This window comes from Mycobacterium angelicum, from assembly GCF_002086155.1.
Taxonomy (GTDB): domain Bacteria; phylum Actinomycetota; class Actinomycetes; order Mycobacteriales; family Mycobacteriaceae; genus Mycobacterium; species Mycobacterium angelicum.
In genome coordinates this window covers 42,769-59,102 of record NZ_MVHE01000008.1, presented here as the reverse complement: position 1 = coordinate 59,102, position 16,334 = coordinate 42,769, and the positions used below count along the sequence as shown (strand labels likewise).

Annotated in this window: 13 protein-coding genes and 2 tRNA genes; 8 read left to right on the top strand and 7 right to left on the bottom strand. The window is 66.2% G+C overall.

From position 1 onward, the window contains the following. Positions 1-49: 49 nt before the first annotated feature. From BST12_RS08080 to pknB, 5 genes are read left to right on the top strand one after another with little or no spacing between them, the layout of a single operon-like run. Positions 50-1,576, top strand: a complete 1,527-nt coding sequence (locus BST12_RS08080; RefSeq protein ID WP_083112593.1) for a PP2C family protein-serine/threonine phosphatase — start codon at positions 50-52, stop codon at positions 1,574-1,576. Continuing rightward, a complete protein-coding gene (locus BST12_RS08075; RefSeq protein ID WP_083112592.1) occupies positions 1,573-2,982 on the top strand; it encodes an FtsW/RodA/SpoVE family cell cycle protein in 1,410 nt (469 codons plus the stop codon). Before BST12_RS08080 ends, BST12_RS08075 begins: the two co-directional genes overlap by 4 nt. Further along, a complete protein-coding gene (gene pbpA / locus BST12_RS08070) occupies positions 2,979-4,457 on the top strand; it encodes a D,D-transpeptidase PbpA (protein ID WP_083112591.1) in 1,479 nt (492 codons plus the stop codon). The genes BST12_RS08075 and pbpA overlap by 4 nt, the downstream gene beginning before the upstream one ends. Further along, entirely contained in the window at positions 4,454-5,758 is a 1,305-nt protein-coding gene (locus BST12_RS08065; protein ID WP_083112590.1) for a serine/threonine-protein kinase, read from the top strand. The genes pbpA and BST12_RS08065 overlap by 4 nt, the downstream gene beginning before the upstream one ends. Beyond that, positions 5,755-7,635: a Stk1 family PASTA domain-containing Ser/Thr kinase gene (gene pknB, locus BST12_RS08060; protein WP_083112589.1), complete on the top strand. Its 1,881-nt coding sequence runs from the start codon at positions 5,755-5,757 to the stop codon at positions 7,633-7,635. Before BST12_RS08065 ends, pknB begins: the two co-directional genes overlap by 4 nt. Here the strand turns inward: pknB and BST12_RS08055 are convergent. Together BST12_RS08055 and BST12_RS08050 are read right to left on the bottom strand one after the other, a co-directional pair. Next, positions 7,613-8,308, bottom strand: a complete 696-nt coding sequence (locus BST12_RS08055; protein ID WP_083112588.1) for an aminodeoxychorismate/anthranilate synthase component II — start codon at positions 8,306-8,308, stop codon at positions 7,613-7,615. The genes pknB and BST12_RS08055 overlap by 23 nt on opposite strands. Positions 8,309-8,339: 31 nt before the next feature. Further along, positions 8,340-9,095: a DUF881 domain-containing protein gene (locus BST12_RS08050; RefSeq protein WP_083112587.1), complete on the bottom strand. Its 756-nt coding sequence runs from the start codon at positions 9,093-9,095 to the stop codon at positions 8,340-8,342. Positions 9,096-9,184: 89 nt separating this feature from the next. On the opposite strand from BST12_RS08050, the gene crgA reads away from it, so the two are divergent. Next, positions 9,185-9,466, top strand: coding sequence for a cell division protein CrgA (gene crgA / locus BST12_RS08045; RefSeq protein WP_083112586.1), 282 nt, complete (start codon positions 9,185-9,187; stop codon positions 9,464-9,466). Between the two features lie 155 nt (positions 9,467-9,621). After that, entirely contained in the window at positions 9,622-10,047 is a 426-nt protein-coding gene (locus BST12_RS08040) for a PH domain-containing protein (RefSeq protein WP_083112585.1), read from the top strand. Between the two features lie 7 nt (positions 10,048-10,054). On the opposite strand, the gene BST12_RS08035 is transcribed toward BST12_RS08040, so the two are convergent. Further along, entirely contained in the window at positions 10,055-10,585 is a 531-nt protein-coding gene (locus tag BST12_RS08035) for a peptidylprolyl isomerase (protein ID WP_211281232.1), read from the bottom strand. 117 nt (positions 10,586-10,702) lie between these two features. On the opposite strand from BST12_RS08035, the gene cwsA reads away from it, so the two are divergent. Then, the gene (gene cwsA, locus BST12_RS08030; protein ID WP_083112583.1) at positions 10,703-11,128 is read left to right on the top strand and encodes a cell wall synthesis protein CwsA; all 426 of its coding nucleotides are present in this window, start codon (positions 10,703-10,705) and stop codon (positions 11,126-11,128) included. Between the two features lie 80 nt (positions 11,129-11,208). On the opposite strand, the gene BST12_RS08025 is transcribed toward cwsA, so the two are convergent. The 4 genes from BST12_RS08025 to gyrA form a co-directional block, all read right to left on the bottom strand. After that, positions 11,209-11,281, bottom strand: a tRNA-Ala gene (locus tag BST12_RS08025). Positions 11,282-11,432: 151 nt separating this feature from the next. Beyond that, positions 11,433-11,506: transfer RNA gene (locus tag BST12_RS08020), tRNA-Ile, on the bottom strand. 114 nt (positions 11,507-11,620) lie between these two features. Then, entirely contained in the window at positions 11,621-12,487 is an 867-nt protein-coding gene (locus BST12_RS08015) for a DUF3566 domain-containing protein (RefSeq protein ID WP_083112582.1), read from the bottom strand. Positions 12,488-12,551: 64 nt separating this feature from the next. After that, a complete protein-coding gene (gene gyrA, locus BST12_RS08010) occupies positions 12,552-16,322 on the bottom strand; it encodes an intein-containing DNA gyrase subunit A (RefSeq protein WP_083112581.1) in 3,771 nt (1,256 codons plus the stop codon). Positions 16,323-16,334: the final 12 nt, after the last annotated feature.

Sequence of the window (16,334 nt, the reverse complement as noted above, 5' to 3'; positions counted from 1 at the left end):
GGGTACCACCCGCTGGCGGGGGACGCAGCGATGCGGAGGAGCTGCGCCCGTGACCCTGGTCCTGAGATACGCCGCCCGCAGCGACCGCGGCTTGGTACGTGCGAACAACGAAGACTCCGTCTATGCCGGCGCGCGCCTGTTGGCCCTCGCCGACGGGATGGGCGGTCACGCGGCCGGCGAGGTGGCCTCCCAGTTGGTGATCGCGGCCCTGGCCCATCTCGATGACGACGAGCCCGGCGGCGATCTGCTGGCCAAGCTCGATGCCGCCGTGCGCGCCGGCAATTCGGCCATCGCCGCCCAGGTCGAGGCGGAGCCCGATCTCGAGGGCATGGGGACTACGCTCACCGCGATCCTGTTCGCCGGCAATCGGCTCGGCCTCGTACACATCGGGGACTCACGCGGCTACCTGATGCGCGACGGCGAGCTCACCCAGATCACGAAGGACGACACCTTCGTCCAAACCCTGGTCGACGAAGGCCGAATCACCGCCGAAGAGGCGCACAGCCATCCGCAGCGCTCGTTGATCATGCGGGCGCTGACCGGCCACGAAGTCGAGCCCACGCTGACCATGCGCGAAGCGCGCGCCGGCGACCGCTATCTGCTGTGTTCCGACGGGCTGTCCGACCCGGTGAGCGACGAGACCATCGCCGAGGCGCTGCAGATTCCCGACGTCGCCGAAAGTGCTTACCGCCTTATCGAATTGGCGCTGCGCGGTGGCGGCCCGGACAACGTCACCGTGGTGGTCGCGGACGTCGTCGACTACGAGTACGGCCAAACGCAACCGATCCTGGCCGGCGCGGTCTCCGGTGACGACGACCAACTGACGCTGCCCAACACCGCCGCGGGTCGGGCGTCGGCCATCAGCGCCCGCAAGGAAGTCGCCAAACGCGTCCCGCCGCAGATCGAGACGTTCAGCCGGCCCCGGTGGTCGCGGCGGCGAATCGGCCTGGTGGTGGCCCTGGTGGTGCTCGTCGTGGTGGCCGGACTTTTCATCGGGCGCACGGTCATCCGGAGCAACTATTACGTCGCCGAATACAACGGCACCGTCGCAATCATGCGCGGCATTCAGGGTTCGCTCTTAGGCATGTCGCTGCATGAGCCGTACTTGCTGGGCTGCCTCAACGCTCGCAACGAACTTTCCCAGGTCAGCTACGGCCAAGCCGGAGGCCACCTGGACTGCCACCTGATGAAGCTGGAGGATTTGCGTCCTCCGGAACGCGCGCAGGTTCAGGCCGGGCTTCCGACCGGCACCCTGGACGACGCCATCGGGCAGTTGCGGGAATTGGCCGCCAACTCTTTATTGCCGCCCTGTCCGGCGCCGCGGGCCACGTCGCCGCCCGAGACAACCGCCCCGGCGACCACCGGCCCGCAGACTCCCAGCCCGACCTCTTCGCCAGCGTCCACCACTACTCCAACCCCCTCTTCCAGCGGAACCCCAACCGCTCCGGGCCCCGGCACCACCTCCCCGGCCTCGCCTACATCCCCCACGACGTCGCCCACCACTAGTTCGTCGACCGTCACCGCGCTTCCCCCACCCCCACCGCAGCCGGGCATTGATTGCCGGGCGGCGGCATGACCACGCAGCTGCAGCCGCCGGTAACGGTGACACCTCCGCTGCCGACGCGGCGCAACGCGGAGTTGCTGCTGTTGTGCTTCGCGGCGGTGATCACCATTGCGGCGCTGCTGATCGTTGAGGCCAACCAGGAGCGCGGCTTGCACTGGGACCTGTTCAGCTACGGGCTGGCCTTCTTGACGCTGTTCGGATTCGCGCACCTGGCCATCAGACGTTTCGCTCCGTATACCGATCCGCTGCTGCTGCCTGTGGTGGCCCTGCTCAACGGGCTCGGCCTGGTGATGATCCACCGGCTCGACCTGGTCGACACCGAGGTCGGCCGGCATGGTCATCCCAGCGCGAACCAGCAGATGTTGTGGACGCTGGTCGGCGTGGCCGCTTTCGCGCTGGTGGTGACGTTCCTCAAGGACCACCGCCAGCTTGCCCGCTACGGCTACATCTGCGGCCTGACGGGCCTGGTGTTCCTGGCGATCCCCGCGCTGCTGCCGCGGTCGCTGTCCGAGCAGAATGGCGCCAAGATCTGGATTCGCTTGCCCGGCTTCTCAATTCAGCCCGCCGAGTTCTCCAAGATTCTGCTACTAATCTTCTTCTCGGCCGTGCTGGTGACCAAGCGCGGCCTGTTCACCAGCGTCGGCAAGCACCTGATGGGCATGACCCTGCCCCGTCCGCGCGACCTCGCGCCGGTCCTGGCGGCCTGGGTGATCTCCGTGGGCGTGATGGTCTTCGAGAAGGATCTCGGTACGTCGCTACTGCTGTACGCATCGTTTCTGGTGGTGGTTTATCTGGCCACGCAGCGGTTCAGTTGGGTCCTCATCGGCTTGGTGTTGTTCGCCGCGGGAAGTGTGGTGGCGTACTACCTATTCGCCCATGTCCGCGTGCGCGTGCAGACCTGGCTGGATCCGTTCGCCGACCCGGACGGCGCCGGCTATCAAAGCGTGCAGTCGCTGTTCAGCTTCGCCACCGGCGGCATCTTCGGAACCGGGCTGGGCAACGGCCAGCCCGACACCGTGCCGGCGGCATCGACGGACTTCATCATCGCGGCGTTCGGCGAGGAACTCGGATTGGTCGGGCTGGCAGCCATTCTCATGCTCTACACGATCATCATCGTGCGGGGGATGCGCACCGCGATCGCCAGCCGTGACAGCTTCGGCAAGCTGCTGGCCGCCGGCCTGGCATCGACCCTGGCGATTCAGCTGTTCATCGTGGTCGGCGGCGTCACCCAGCTGATCCCGCTGACCGGGCTGACCACACCCTGGATGTCCTACGGCGGATCGTCGCTGCTGGCCAACTATGTGTTGCTGGCCATCCTGGCCCGCATCTCCGACAGTGCCCGGCGCCCTTTGCGCACCCGACCACGAAATACGTCGCCGATCGCGGCGGCCGGCACCGAGGTGATCCAGAAGGTATGAACGCCTCGCTGCGCCGGATCTCGGTGACCGTGATGGCGTTGATCGTATTGCTGCTGCTCAACGCCACGTATACGCAGGTCTTTACGGCCGATGGGCTACGTGCGGACCCCCGCAATCAGCGGGTCCTGCTCGACGAGTACTCCCGTCAGCGCGGCCAGATCACCGCCGGCGGTCAGCTGCTGGCCTATTCGATGGCCACCGACAGTCATTACCGGTTTCTGCGGGTTTATCCCAACCCCGCGGTGTATGCCCCGGTCACCGGCTTTTATTCGCTGCGCTATTCCAGCGCCGGGCTGGAACGGGCCGAGGATCCGGTGCTCAACGGGTCCGACGAGCGTCTGTTCGGCCGCCGGCTGGCCGACTTCTTCACCGGCCGCGACCCACGCGGAGGCAATGTCGACACCACGATCGTGCCCCGCATCCAGCAGGCCGGCTGGGACGCAATGCAGCAGGGCTGCGGCGGTCCGCCCTGCAAGGGCGCGGTCGTCGCGCTGGAGCCGTCCACCGGCAAGATCCTGGCGATGGTGTCGTCGCCGTCCTACGATCCCAACCTGCTGGCGTCGCACAATCCCGACGTACAGGCGCAAGCCTGGCAGGCGCTGCGTGACAACCCGGACAACCCGCTGATCAACCGCGCCATCTCCGAGACGTACCCGCCGGGCTCGACCTTCAAGGTGATCACCACCGCGGCCGCCCTGGCCGCCGGAGCCAACGACACCGAGCAGTTGACGGCGGCGGCGACGATTCCCCTGCCCAACAGCACCGCCATGCTGGAGAACTATGGCGGCAACCCGTGCGGGCCCGGCCCGACCGTGTCGCTGAGCGAAGCCTTCGCCAAATCCTGCAATACCGCGTTCGTCCAACTCGGCATCCTCACCGGAGCCGACGCGCTGCGCAGCATGGCGCAGGCATTCGGTCTGGACACTTCACCCAGCCCCATTCCCCTGCAGGTCGCCGAATCGACGGTCGGAAGCATCCCGGACGCCGCCGCATTGGGTATGTCCAGTATCGGACAGAAAGACGTTGCATTGACTCCGCTGGAAAACGCGGAGGTAGCCGCGACCATCGCCAATGGCGGGATCGCGATGCGGCCCTACCTGATCGACAGCCTCAAGGGACCGGACTTGGCCAACATCACCACCACCGCTCCTTATCAGCAGCGCCGCGCGGTGTCGCCGCAGGTCGCCGCTAAGCTAACAGAGCTGATGGTCGGCGCCGAGAAAGTCGCACAGCAGAAAGGGGCCATCCCCGGCGTGCAGATCGCATCCAAGACTGGTACCGCAGAGCACGGCACCGACCCCCGCCATACCCCACCGCACGCGTGGTACATCGCCTTCGCGCCTGCGCAGGCCCCGAAGGTTGCCGTCGCGGTGCTGGTGGAGAACGGGGGCGATCGCCTGTCCGCGACCGGGGGTGCGCTCGCCGCGCCGATCGGGCGGGCCGTCATCGAAGCCGCACTGCAGGGGGGTGCATGAGTCCGAGAGTTGGAGTGACGCTGTCGGGCAGGTACCGGCTGCAGCGGCTCATCGCCACCGGCGGCATGGGCCAGGTCTGGGAAGCCGTGGACAGCCGGCTGGGCCGGCGAGTTGCCGTCAAGGTGCTCAAGAACGAGTTCTCGTCGGACCCGGAGTTCATCGAGCGGTTCCGCGCGGAAGCGCGGACCACCGCGATGCTCAACCACCCGGGTATCGCCAGCGTGCACGACTACGGCGAAAGCCAGATGGACGGCGAGGGCCGCACCGCCTACCTGGTGATGGAGCTGGTCAACGGTGAACCGCTGAACTCAGTCCTCAAGCGCACCGGCCGGCTGTCGCTGCGGCACGCGCTGGACATGCTCGAGCAGACGGGCCGCGCGCTGCAGGTCGCGCATGCCGCCGGCCTGGTGCACCGCGACGTCAAACCGGGCAATATCCTGATCACCCCCACCGGCCAGGTCAAGATCACCGACTTCGGGATCGCCAAGGCCGTCGATGCCGCGCCGGTTACCCAAACCGGCATGGTGATGGGCACCGCGCAATACATCGCACCCGAGCAGGCACTGGGTCAGGACGCGAGCCCGGCCAGTGACGTCTACTCGCTGGGAGTCGTTGGTTACGAAGTGGTTTCGGGCAAGCGGCCGTTCACTGGCGACGGTGCTTTGACGGTTGCGATGAAGCACATCAAGGAGCCCCCGCCGCCGTTGCCGCCGGACCTGCCACCGAATGTGCGTGAGCTCATCGAGATCACGCTGGTGAAGAATCCCGCTCAGCGGTATCGCAGTGGCGGACCGTTCGCCGACGCGGTAGCCGCGGTGCGGGCCGGGCGCCGGCCGCCCCGGCCCAGCCAGAGCCCACCGGCCGGCCGGGCCGCCCCGGCCGCCATCCCGTCGGCCACCCCGGCTCGGGTGGCGGCGACGCCCAGCAGCCGGACACCACCGCCGCGCCGGTCGCGCCCGGCGACGACGAGCCGGCGGCCGCCGCCGGCGCGACGCACCTTCTCGTCTGGGCAGCGCGCGCTGCTGTGGGCGGCCGGGGTGCTGGGTGCACTGGCGATCATCATCGCCGTGCTGATCGTCATCAATTCCGGCGCCGACAACCCGCAGCAACAACAGCCGCCGACGGTCACCGACACCGGTGGTCCTCCGGTGACCAAGACGCCGTCGGGACAGGGCCCGGCCTTCAATTGGACGGATGGCGAAGAAGCGGGTATTCCTGGACGTCAGGAACTGAGCCCGGCCGACGCCGCATTGACACTGCAGCATCGCGCGTCGCTGGCCCGATACGAGATAACGCGATGACCACCCCTCGGCACCTGTCCGACCGCTACGAGCTGGGCGACATCCTCGGTTTCGGGGGCATGTCCGAAGTTCACCTCGCCCGCGACCAGCGGCTGCACCGCGATGTCGCGGTCAAAGTGCTGCGTGCCGACTTGGCCCGTGATCCGAGCTTCTACCTGCGCTTTCGGCGTGAGGCGCAGAACGCCGCAGCCTTGAATCACCCGGCGATCGTGGCGGTCTACGACACCGGCGAAGCCGAGACGCCGGCCGGGCCGTTGCCCTACATCGTCATGGAATACGTCAACGGCGTCACCTTGCGCGACATCGTGCACACCGAGGGCCCGATGCCGCCCAAACGCGCGATCGAGGTCATCGCCGACGCCTGCCAGGCACTGAACTTCAGCCACCAGAACGGCATCATCCACCGCGACGTCAAGCCGGCCAACATCATGATCAGCACCACCAACGCGGTCAAGGTGATGGATTTCGGCATCGCCCGCGCGATCGCCGACAGCGGCAACAGCGTCACCCAAACGGCGGCGGTTATCGGGACGGCCCAATATCTGTCCCCGGAGCAAGCCCGCGGCGACCCGGTAGACGCGCGTTCGGACGTCTATTCGCTGGGCTGTGTCCTCTACGAGGTTCTGACCGGTGAGCCGCCGTTCACCGGTGATTCGCCGGTGTCGGTCGCCTACCAGCATGTGCGGGAAGACCCGATCCCGCCGTCGGAACGCCACGAGGGCATCTCGGCCGATCTGGACGCCGTCGTGCTCAAGGCGCTGGCCAAGAACCCGGAGAACCGTTACCAGACCGCGGCGGAGATGCGCGCCGACCTGATTCGAGTGCATAGCGGCGAACCCCCGGAGGCTCCCAAAGTCCTCACGGGTGCCGAACGGCGCTCGATGTTGTCGTCGTCGGGCGGAAGCCTCAGCGGCCCGCGCACCGACCCGCTGCCCCGGCAGCCGTACGACGTCGGCAGCCGCGACCGCAACGCCGGTTCGGTGGGCCGGTGGGTCGCCGTCGTCGCGGTCTTGGCGGTCCTGACCGTCGCCGTCTTCATCGCCATCAACACCTTCGGCGGCAACACCCGCAACATTCAGGTGCCCGACGTGCGCGGGCAGGCGTCCGCCGACGCGATCGCCGCCCTGCAGAACAGGGGCTTCAAAACCCGGACGCTGCAGAAGCCGGATTCGACCATCCCGCCCGACCACGTCATCGGCACCGACCCAGGCGCCAACTCGTCGGTGGGCGCCGGCGACGAGATCACCATCAACGTCTCCACCGGCCCCGAACAGCGCGAGCTGCCCGACGTCTCGTCACTGACCTACGCCGAGGCCGTCAAGAAGCTCACCGCCGCGGGATTCGGCAAATTCAAGCAGGCCAATTCGCCGTCGACCCCGGAACTGGCGGGCAAGGTGATCGGCACCAACCCGCCGGCCAATCAGACGTCGGCGATCACCAACGTGATCACGATCATCGTCGGCTCTGGACCGGAGACCAAGCAGATCCCCGACGTCGCGGGCCAGACCGTCGAGATGGCGCAGAACAATCTCAACGTCTACGGCTTCACCAAGTTCAGCCAGGCGTCGGTGGACAGCCCCAAACCGGCCGGCGACGTGATCGGCACCAATCCGCCGGCCGGCACTACGGTTCCGGTCGATTCGGTGATCGAGCTGCAGGTGTCCAAGGGCAACCAGTTCGTGATGCCCGACCTGTCCGGCATGTTCTGGACCGACGCCGAGCCGCGGTTGCGTGCGCTGGGCTGGACCGGGGTGCTGGACAAGGGCGCCGACGTCGACGCCGGCGGCTCCCAGCACAACCGGATCGTCTACCAGAGCCCCTCGGCCGGTTCCGGCGTGAACCGCGACGGCATTATCACGCTGAAGTTCGGTCAGTAGCCCCGGCCGGGCTCGTCGAGGCCGGGATGTGCGGCCGAACCGCCGTGAGGACTTCGTTTTCCAGCCGGCGCACCAGGGTGTCGTCGCGCGCCCATCCGCAGTACGCCAGCCAGTTCGCCAGCATCCGGTGTCCGCCCTCGGTGAGGATGGATTCGGGGTGGAATTGGACGCCGTGGATGGGCAGCGTGGTGTGCTGCACGGCCATGATCACACCGCTGCGGGTGTGGGCGGTGACCTCGAGTTCGGCCGGTAGCGACTCCGGCAGGATCGTCAGTGAATGGTAGCGGGTTGCCGTGAACGGATCCGGAAGTCCTTGCAGCACACCGATATTCGTGTGATAGACGCTGCTGGTCTTGCCGTGCAGTAACTCCGGCGCGCGGTCCACGGTGGCACCGAACGCAACCCCGATGGCCTGGTGTCCGAGGCACACCCCGAGCAGTGGCGTGCGCGCCTCCGCGCAGCCGCGGACCAGGTTGATCGACGCACCCGCACGCTCCGGTGTGCCCGGACCGGGGCTGAGCAGGACGCCGTCGAACTGGGTGGCGATGGCGGCCTCATCGGCGAGCCGGTCGTCGTCGTTGCGCCACACCTCGGCCTCGACGCCCAGCTGGCCGAGGTATTGCACCAGGTTGAACACGAAGCTGTCGTAGTTGTCGACGACGAGGATCCGCATCGTGACAGGGTACCGTCACGGATCAGCGCGCTTAGTATCCGATGGGACCCGCAGGCTTGGCGAAGTGCAGCTGGACGGGCTCGGAGTGGCCGGCGATCTGCACGTCGGACTTGACCTCTTCGCGATAACCGAGCCCGAAGCGGACCACGTACTGCTTGTAGAGCGTGACCAGTGGCGACGCGGCGAGTGCGCTTTGCATGGCGCCGGCGTTACCTATGGCGGTAATCGTGTAAGGCGGGCTGTAGGTGCGGCCGTTGAGCAATAGCGTGTTGCCGACGCAACGCACCACCGACGTGGCGATGATGCGCTGGTCCTGCATCTGGATCGCCTCGGCACCGGCGCTCCACAACGCATTGATGACGCCGTCGATGTCCTGCTGGTGCACCACGAGGTCGTCGGGGGAGGCGTCGCGCGGGAAGCGGCCGTTGGCGTCGCGTTGTGCGTCTTCCAGGCGCACGACCAGGCCGGGGCCGTGCACCGGATTCATGTCCGCCTCGGCGGCCAGCTCGGCGGATCGCTTGAGCATGGCCGCCAACTGGGTGTCCGAGGACCGGCCGTGTGCGGCGTCGATCTTCTTGGTCAGCGCTTCGCGCTGGGCATTGAGGCGGCTGACCGACGACTGCGCCTGACGAACCAGGTCCACCAGCCGCGGTGCATCGCTGCGGCGGATTTCGGCACCGCCGGACACCCCGTGCGTCGCGGCCAGCAGCAGCCCGGCCAGCACGCACACCAGGGGGACGCCGAAGCGCCACGGCGAGCGGCGCTTGTCGTTCGCCGCGTTGCGCACGGTGTCTCCGTTTCCTGGTAGGCGGGCCGGTTGGGTTAGTCTCGTAGCCAAGCTATACCGCCAGCAGCAACCGTAACCAGAGGTAGCAGATGCCGAAGTCCAAGGTCCGTAAGAAGAGTGATTTCACCGTTAGCGCGGTCAGCCGCACGCCGGTGAAGGTCAAGGCCGGACCCTCGAGCGTGTGGTTCGTCGCTTTGTTCATCGGTCTGATGTTGATCGGGCTGGTCTGGCTGATGGTGTTCCAGCTGGCGGCCGTCGGCAACAATGCCCCGACGGCCTTGCACTGGATGGCCGAACTCGGCCCGTGGAACTACGCGATCGCGTTCGCTTTCATGATCACCGGATTGTTGCTCACGATGCGGTGGCACTGACGGTTGACGCCGACGTAATGAATTCATCTTGGGGTCGCATTGTTACTGAGCCAGCAACCTTCGGGCCACCCAATCACACGCGTGTGATTTATCCCCACTGTTGATAGCGTCTGTGGATAGTTGTATCCGCGGTGGTGGGAGGGTCTAGACAGCGTATGCAGCAAACTGAGTGGGCGCCCCCTGCTGCGGGAATCGCTGGTTGCGGCGCCGCCGGCGTTGTGATGGCTATCGCCGCTGTGACTCTAGTCACAGACCCGCCCGGGCGCGTGCTGGCCGGAATTGCCGCACTGGGTCTGATCTTGTTTGCCGGCGCATCGTGGCGCGCGCGACCGAAGCTGGCAATTACGCCCGATGGTCTGGCCATCGGCGGGTGGCTGCGGACGCAGTTATTGCAACGGCGTCAAATCAAGATCATCCGGATCACCGAATTCCGCCGCCATGGGCGCACGGTGCGCTTGCTTGAGATCGAAACGGTGGGCGGGGGACTGTTCATCCTGTCCCGCTGGGATCTGGGTACCGATCCCTTGCAAGTGCTCGATGCCCTCACCGACGCCGGCTACGCCGGCGGTGCTAAGCGGTGAGGTTCGTCTAGGAGATCGTGATCGACTCGATGACCACCGGCTCGGTGGGGCGGTCGTTGCCGTCGGTGGCGGTCGAGGAAATGCTGTCGACGACACGCTGCGAATCCGCGTCGGTGACCTCACCGAAAATGGTGTGGCGCCGGTTCAGGTGTGGGGTCGGGCCGACGGTGATGAAGAACTGCGAGCCGTTGGTGCCCGGACCCGCATTGGCCATCGCGAGCAGGTAGGGCCGGTCGAACTGCAGCTCGGGGTGGAACTCGTCGGCGAACTTGTAACCCGGGCCGCCGCGGCCGGTGCCGGTCGGGTCGCCACCCTGAATCATGAAGCCCCGGATCACCCGGTGAAAGACCGCGCCGTCGTAGAACGGACCCGAGGGGCTGCCCGACGCGTTCTGGGTCGAGTACTCCTTGGTGCCCTGCGCCAGGCCCACGAAGTTGGCGACGGTCTTGGGCGCGTGGTTTCCGAACAGGGCGACCTTGATGTCTCCGCGATTGGTGTGCAGCGTGGCGGTTGCGGTCTGAATGGGGCTGTTAGTCACGGGATCACAGTCTGCCATTGCGTCTGGGCGAGGCCACACCGGGTGCGGCGTTCGCACCATAGGCACGCCGGCGTCTTTATGGTGTGCTAGGTACTTGACGCAAGCGAAAGGCGGCAGATGAGCGCTAAGGCGGAAATCCGGTTGACCCCGCGGGAGCGACTGACCCGCGGCCTGACCTACTCGGCGGTGGGACCGGTGGATGTCACCCGAGGCGTGGTCGGGCTCAGCGTCCAATCCGCGCACTCGACCGCATCCGAGCTTCGCCGCCGCTACCGCGAAGGCCGGCTGGCGCGCGAGATTGCGGCCGCCCAGGACAGCATTGCCGCTGAGCTGGCCGCTGCGCAGGAAGTGGTGGCCAGCCTGCCGCAGGTGATTCAGGATGCGCGCCGCAGGCAGCGCCGCAGTAAGCGGCCGTGGGTGATCGCCGGGGCCGCCGTTGCCGTGGTCGGCGGCGGTGCCATCGCCTTCAGCATTGTGCGGCGCTCGGTTCGTAAGGACCCGTCGCGGCTGCCGCCGAGCGTCGAGGTGCAGCCGCGTCCTTGAGTTTTTCGCGCCGAGATTGCCGTGGCGGCTGTGATTTTCGCTGAGCCACGACCCTGGCGGCAATCTCGACGAAAAATTTGTGGAGCCTAGGGGAATCGAACCCCTGACACCCGCCTTGCAAAGGCGGTGCTCTACCAACTGAGCTAAGGCCCCTCTTGGTGATTCACGATGGGATCCGAGGGTGCATCTTCGGCCATGTGCCAAACTTCGACGTCGCGCCGCGATCGCACTACCAGCGCCACCGCAGCGATCGCTGCCAGCGGCAATGCAATCTTGATGCGACGTCTCAACGGGTTCATGGTCGTGGGCCTAGGAGGACTCGAACCTCCGACCTCTTCGTTATCAGCGAAGCGCTCTAACCGCCTGAGCTATAGGCCCGTACTGGCTTGCGCCGAGCGACGAGATTACCGCAATCGCCGCCCGACCCCCAAAACGCCGTGGCGATCGCTAGCCCGGCGGAGCCGGGCGCTGCGGGTCGCCACGCATCCAACGCTAGTCGCGGTCGGCCAGCGTCACTTCGATACCGCCGATCAGATCGGTCGTCAGGTTGTAGACGAACGCCGCAATGGTGGCCATCGCGGTCATCAACACGATGTTGACCAATCCGATCAGCACCGCCCCGCCGAATATGGTGCCGCTGGAGACCAGTTCGCCGCTGCTGCCGCTGGTGTTGTTCAGCAGGTCGCCGACGTTGCTGTTCAGCTTGGCCCACACACCCATGCCGCCCAGCACCAGGTAAAGGAACGCCACCGCGATCATCCAGACGAAGAACAACGCAACCGAGAGCAACAGCGAAACCTTCAGCGTGCTCCACGGATCGATCCGCCGAATCTGCATGCTCGCCCGAACCGGCCCCCGCGCCCGCCGCGACGACACCTGCACCCGCGACTCGCGGCCCTCGCGGGCCTCGGCGGTCGCGGTTCGCCCCCCGCCCGATGCCGTCGCCGTCTCCGCCTTTCGCGGTGCCGACGGGCGCGGCGTGGGTCCGGACAGATCGGGCAATTCGCTGGCATACGCCTCAGCCGGCGGTTTCTCGGCGCGCGCCGGCAGGGCCTCGGGCTCCTTGGCCGGCGGTGGTGGTGGTTGGCTGGCCGACGGCGTCGACGTGCCCGAAATGAAGCGGTTCAGCCGGGCATCGATGCTCGACGGCGGGCGTACGTCGGTGGGCGGATCGGCCGCTTGACGTTGCGGTTGTTGAGCCGGCCGGGCACCACCGCGCTGCCATGGCGGTGAGTCTGCGGCATCGGGTATGCGGCCGGGCCCGGTCGCGGCGCGGTGCGCACCGGCACGATCGACCGAGCCATCCCCATTCGGGTTGTCGCCCCGATTGGGGGCGCCCGCCTCGTTCGGTGAAGTCACCCCGGGCTCCTAACGTATGTACTCAAGTGGCTGAGTCTAGTTGCCCGGGTTTTCCTGTCACCGGTTAGCTACTCGACTCGTCCTCGCCGTCCACGCTTTCGTCGCCGCTTTCCTCGGCATTGCGTGCGATGGCTAACAAGGTGTCGCCCTCGCCCAGGTTCATCAACCGGACGCCCTTGGTCTGCCGTCCGGCCTTGCGGACCTGGCGCGCCGCGGTGCGGATGACGCCGCCTCCAGAGGTGATCGCGTACAGCTCGCTGTCGTCGTCGACGATCAACGCGCCGACGAGCCGGCCCCGCCGCCGGTCGTACATGACCGTCAGCACGCCCTTGCCGCCGCGGTTCTGGACCGGATACTCCTCGATCGCGGTGCGCTTGGCGTAGCCCCCGGACGTGGCGACCAGCAGATAGGTGCCCTCGCGCACCACGTTCAGCGACAGCAGCCGGTCGTCGGCGTTGAACCGCATGCCCTGCACGCCCGAGGTGGCGCGTCCCATCGGCCGCAGCGCCTCGTCGGTGGCCGAGAATCTGATGGACTGGCCATTGGCCGAGACCAGCAGCAGGTCCTCTTCGGAGGAACACAGCACTGCGCCCACCAGTTCGTCGTTGTCGCGCAGGTTGATCGCCACGATGCCGCCGGAGCGGTTGGAGTCGAAGTCGGTCAGCTTGGACTTCTTGACCAACCCGTTCTGAGTGGCCAGCACCAGATACGGCGCATCCTCGTAACTCTTGATCTGGATGACCTGGGCGATGCGCTCCTCGGGCTGGAAGGCCAGCAGGTTGGCGACGTGCTGGCCGCGTGCGGTGCGCGACGCCTCGGGCAACTCGTACGCCTTGGCCCGGTACACCCGGCCCTGGGTGGTGAAGAACAGGATCCAGTCGTGGGTTGAGGACACGAAGAAGTGCCGCACGATGTCGTCCTGCTTGAGGCCGGCGCCCTGCACACCTTTACCGCCGCGTTTTTGGCTGCGGTACAGGTCGGTCTTGGTCCGCTTGGCGTAGCCGGTCTCGGTGATGGTGACGACGACGTCCTCGCGGGCGATCAGGTCCTCGTCGCTGACGTCACCGTCGGCCGCGATGATCCGGGTACGACGGTCGTCGCCGTGCTTTTCGACGATCTCGGCGAGTTCGTCGCGCACGATCTTTCGCTGCCGCTCGGGCTTGGCGAGGATGTCTTCCAGATCGGCGATCTCGGCCTCGATCTTGGCCAGGTCGTCGACGATGCGCTGGCGCTCCAGTGCGGCCAGTCGCCGCAGCTGCATGTCCAGGATGGCCTGGGCCTGGATCTCGTCGATGTCGAGCAGCTCGATCAAGCCTTGCCGGGCGATGTCGACGGTTTCCGAAGCCCGAATCAACGCGATGACCTCGTCGAGCGCGTCGAGCGCTTTGACTAGACCGCGCAGAATGTGGGCCCGCTCGTTGGCCTTTCGCAACCGGTAGGTGGTGCGCCGGACGATCACGTCGAGTTGGTGCTCGACGTAGTAGCGGATCATCTGGTCGAGGCGCAGCGTGCGCGGCACCCCGTCGACGATGGACAGCATGTTGGCGCCGAAGCTGGTCTGCAGCTGGGTGTGCTTGTAGAGGTTGTTCAGCACCACCTTTGCCACCGCGTCGCGCTTGATCTCGACGACGATGCGCAAGCCAACCCGGTCGCTGGACTGGTCCTCGATGTTGGAGATGCCGGCCAGCTTGCCGTCCCGAACCTGCTCGGCGATCGAGGTGATGAAGTTGTCGTGATTGACCTGATACGGCAGCTCGGTGATCACCAGCGAGGTGCGGCCGCGTGAATCCTCTTCTACTTCAACGACTCCGCGCATCCGGATGGAACCGCGGCCGGTCTTGTAAGCATCGGAAATGCCCTGGGATCCGACGATCAGTCCAGAGGTGGGGAAGTCGGGGCCTTTGACCCGCTCCATGACCGCGGCCAGCGTCGCTTCTTCGTCGGCGTCGTAATTGTCGAGCGCCCAGAACACCGCCTCGGCGAGTTCGCGCAGGTTGTGCGGCGGGATGTTGGTGGCCATGCCGACCGCGATCCCGCCGGACCCATTGGCCAACAGGTTGGGGAACCGGCTGGGCAGTACCGTCGGCTCCTGTACCCGACCGTCGTAGTTCGGGATGAAATCGACTGTCTCCTCGTCGATTTCGCGCAACATCTCCATGGCTAGCGGAGTCAGCCGCGCTTCGGTGTTGTGGCTTACAAATCCGTTAGTGAGGAAGGCGTGATCGTCGGTGTCGACACGCAAGCTGTAGACAGCCTGGACGCCGGCTTCGGTCACCGAGGCGACGCGTGCGTAATAGAAGCGGCCGTCGGTGAGGTCGGTCGCAATCGCACGCACATCCGGATCGGCTATGTGCGAAAGGATTTCGTCGCCGTCGCGCCGCCACCGCGAAAGGCGGTCGATGTTGTGCTTTCGCAGCCATTCCTTATCGACCCACCGGCTGCCGCAATGCCGGCGGATAAACCGGGCCAGCCCCGGGACGTGATCGCTGTCCATGCCGGCGCATGGCGGCATGGACGACAGGATCGTGGTGAGCTTGGCTTGCTTGGCGCCGCCGAAACCGACTTGACTGGCGAATAATTCAGCTTGCGCACGATTGGTGATGACGACCTTGTACTCGCCGACGGCATGCAGATAGCGCCGCGAGACCACCCCGAATTCGAGCAGCATCTGTTGTACGTCGACGGCCAACTGCTTACTGCGCGTTGAGTACGAGATCTGAATCGTGTTGCGCGGCAGCCTAGAGCAGGATCCATCTCCCTCGAAGAGCGCCTGTAAGAACACTCGCTTGATGGCGGCAGGGGCGTGCCACATCCACTCTGGAACTGACTTGTCGGCCGACCGTTGACCACTCAGGTCACGCAGTCGCGTCTTCTGCAATTCAGTGAGATTGTGAATATCGAGCTCGAACAGTGTCGAACCAGAGGCGATGGTCCGAGACGACGTGTAGCGCCGGCCACCGACCACCGCGTCGTATGCGGCGACCACCATGTCGAAGTAGTCCGGGTCGAGGTTGTTGAACCCGGCACGTGTGTTGGACACGAAACCCTCGCTGATGAAGGCTCCCAACAGCAGCGCTTCCATGCCGTCATGCACGTCTGCCGGACCGAACTCGACTGGCGGGGTCCGCTGAACAACCACGTGATCATCGGGGCGGATTTCCTCTATCAGCTTCCACAGCAGCGTCGGTACGCCGGCGACGTCGACCAGGCATAGCAACGGGTGGTTGGCGGTGCCGGTGACCTCGTAGCCTTCGGCCGTACGCACCGTATAGGTCTGATGCTCGCCGGAATGGAACAAGCGGTCAACCGCAACGGGGTCGCCGTGCCGGTCGAGGACCTTGAAATCGACGGCATTATCCGAATTCGGCCGCGCGCCCGGAACAACATCACCGATCCGCACTGAACGCCCGAATGGCAACCGTACCAACGCATCTCCGGCCAGACAGTACCGCATGGCGGCTGGCGGGTCGTTGCCCGGCGAGCCGAAGTTGCCCTGCCCGTCGACCAACGGATAACGCAGCGACCACGGTTGGGCCATGCGCACCAAGGTGTCGTAAATCGACGCGTCGCCGTGCGGGTGGTAGTTACCCATGGTCTCGGCGACCGAGCGCGCCGACTTGGCGTGGCTGCGGTCGGGGCGGAAGCCGGAGTCGTACATGGCATACAGCACCCGGCGGTGCACCGGCTTGAGCCCGTCGCGCACCTCGGGCAACGCTCGGCCGACGATCACGCTCATCGCGTAATCGATGTAGCTGCGCTGCATCTCCTGCTGGATGTCGACCGGCTCGATGCGGTCGACCGAGTCGTCACCAGGCGGCAACGTCGTGTCAGTCATCTATTCCTCGTT

Coding starts and splice junctions, on each gene's coding strand:
- BST12_RS08075 (WP_083112592.1), top strand. CDS start 1,573: ATGACCACGCAGCTGCAGCCGCCGGTAACGGTGACACCTCCGCTGCCG.
- BST12_RS08055 (WP_083112588.1), bottom strand. CDS start 8,308: ATGCGGATCCTCGTCGTCGACAACTACGACAGCTTCGTGTTCAACCTG.
- BST12_RS08065 (WP_083112590.1), top strand. CDS start 4,454: ATGAGTCCGAGAGTTGGAGTGACGCTGTCGGGCAGGTACCGGCTGCAG.
- pbpA (WP_083112591.1), top strand. CDS start 2,979: ATGAACGCCTCGCTGCGCCGGATCTCGGTGACCGTGATGGCGTTGATC.
- gyrA (WP_083112581.1), bottom strand. CDS start 16,322: ATGACTGACACGACGTTGCCGCCTGGTGACGACTCGGTCGACCGCATC.
- BST12_RS08040 (WP_083112585.1), top strand. CDS start 9,622: ATGCAGCAAACTGAGTGGGCGCCCCCTGCTGCGGGAATCGCTGGTTGC.
- cwsA (WP_083112583.1), top strand. CDS start 10,703: ATGAGCGCTAAGGCGGAAATCCGGTTGACCCCGCGGGAGCGACTGACC.
- pknB (WP_083112589.1), top strand. CDS start 5,755: ATGACCACCCCTCGGCACCTGTCCGACCGCTACGAGCTGGGCGACATC.
- crgA (WP_083112586.1), top strand. CDS start 9,185: ATGCCGAAGTCCAAGGTCCGTAAGAAGAGTGATTTCACCGTTAGCGCG.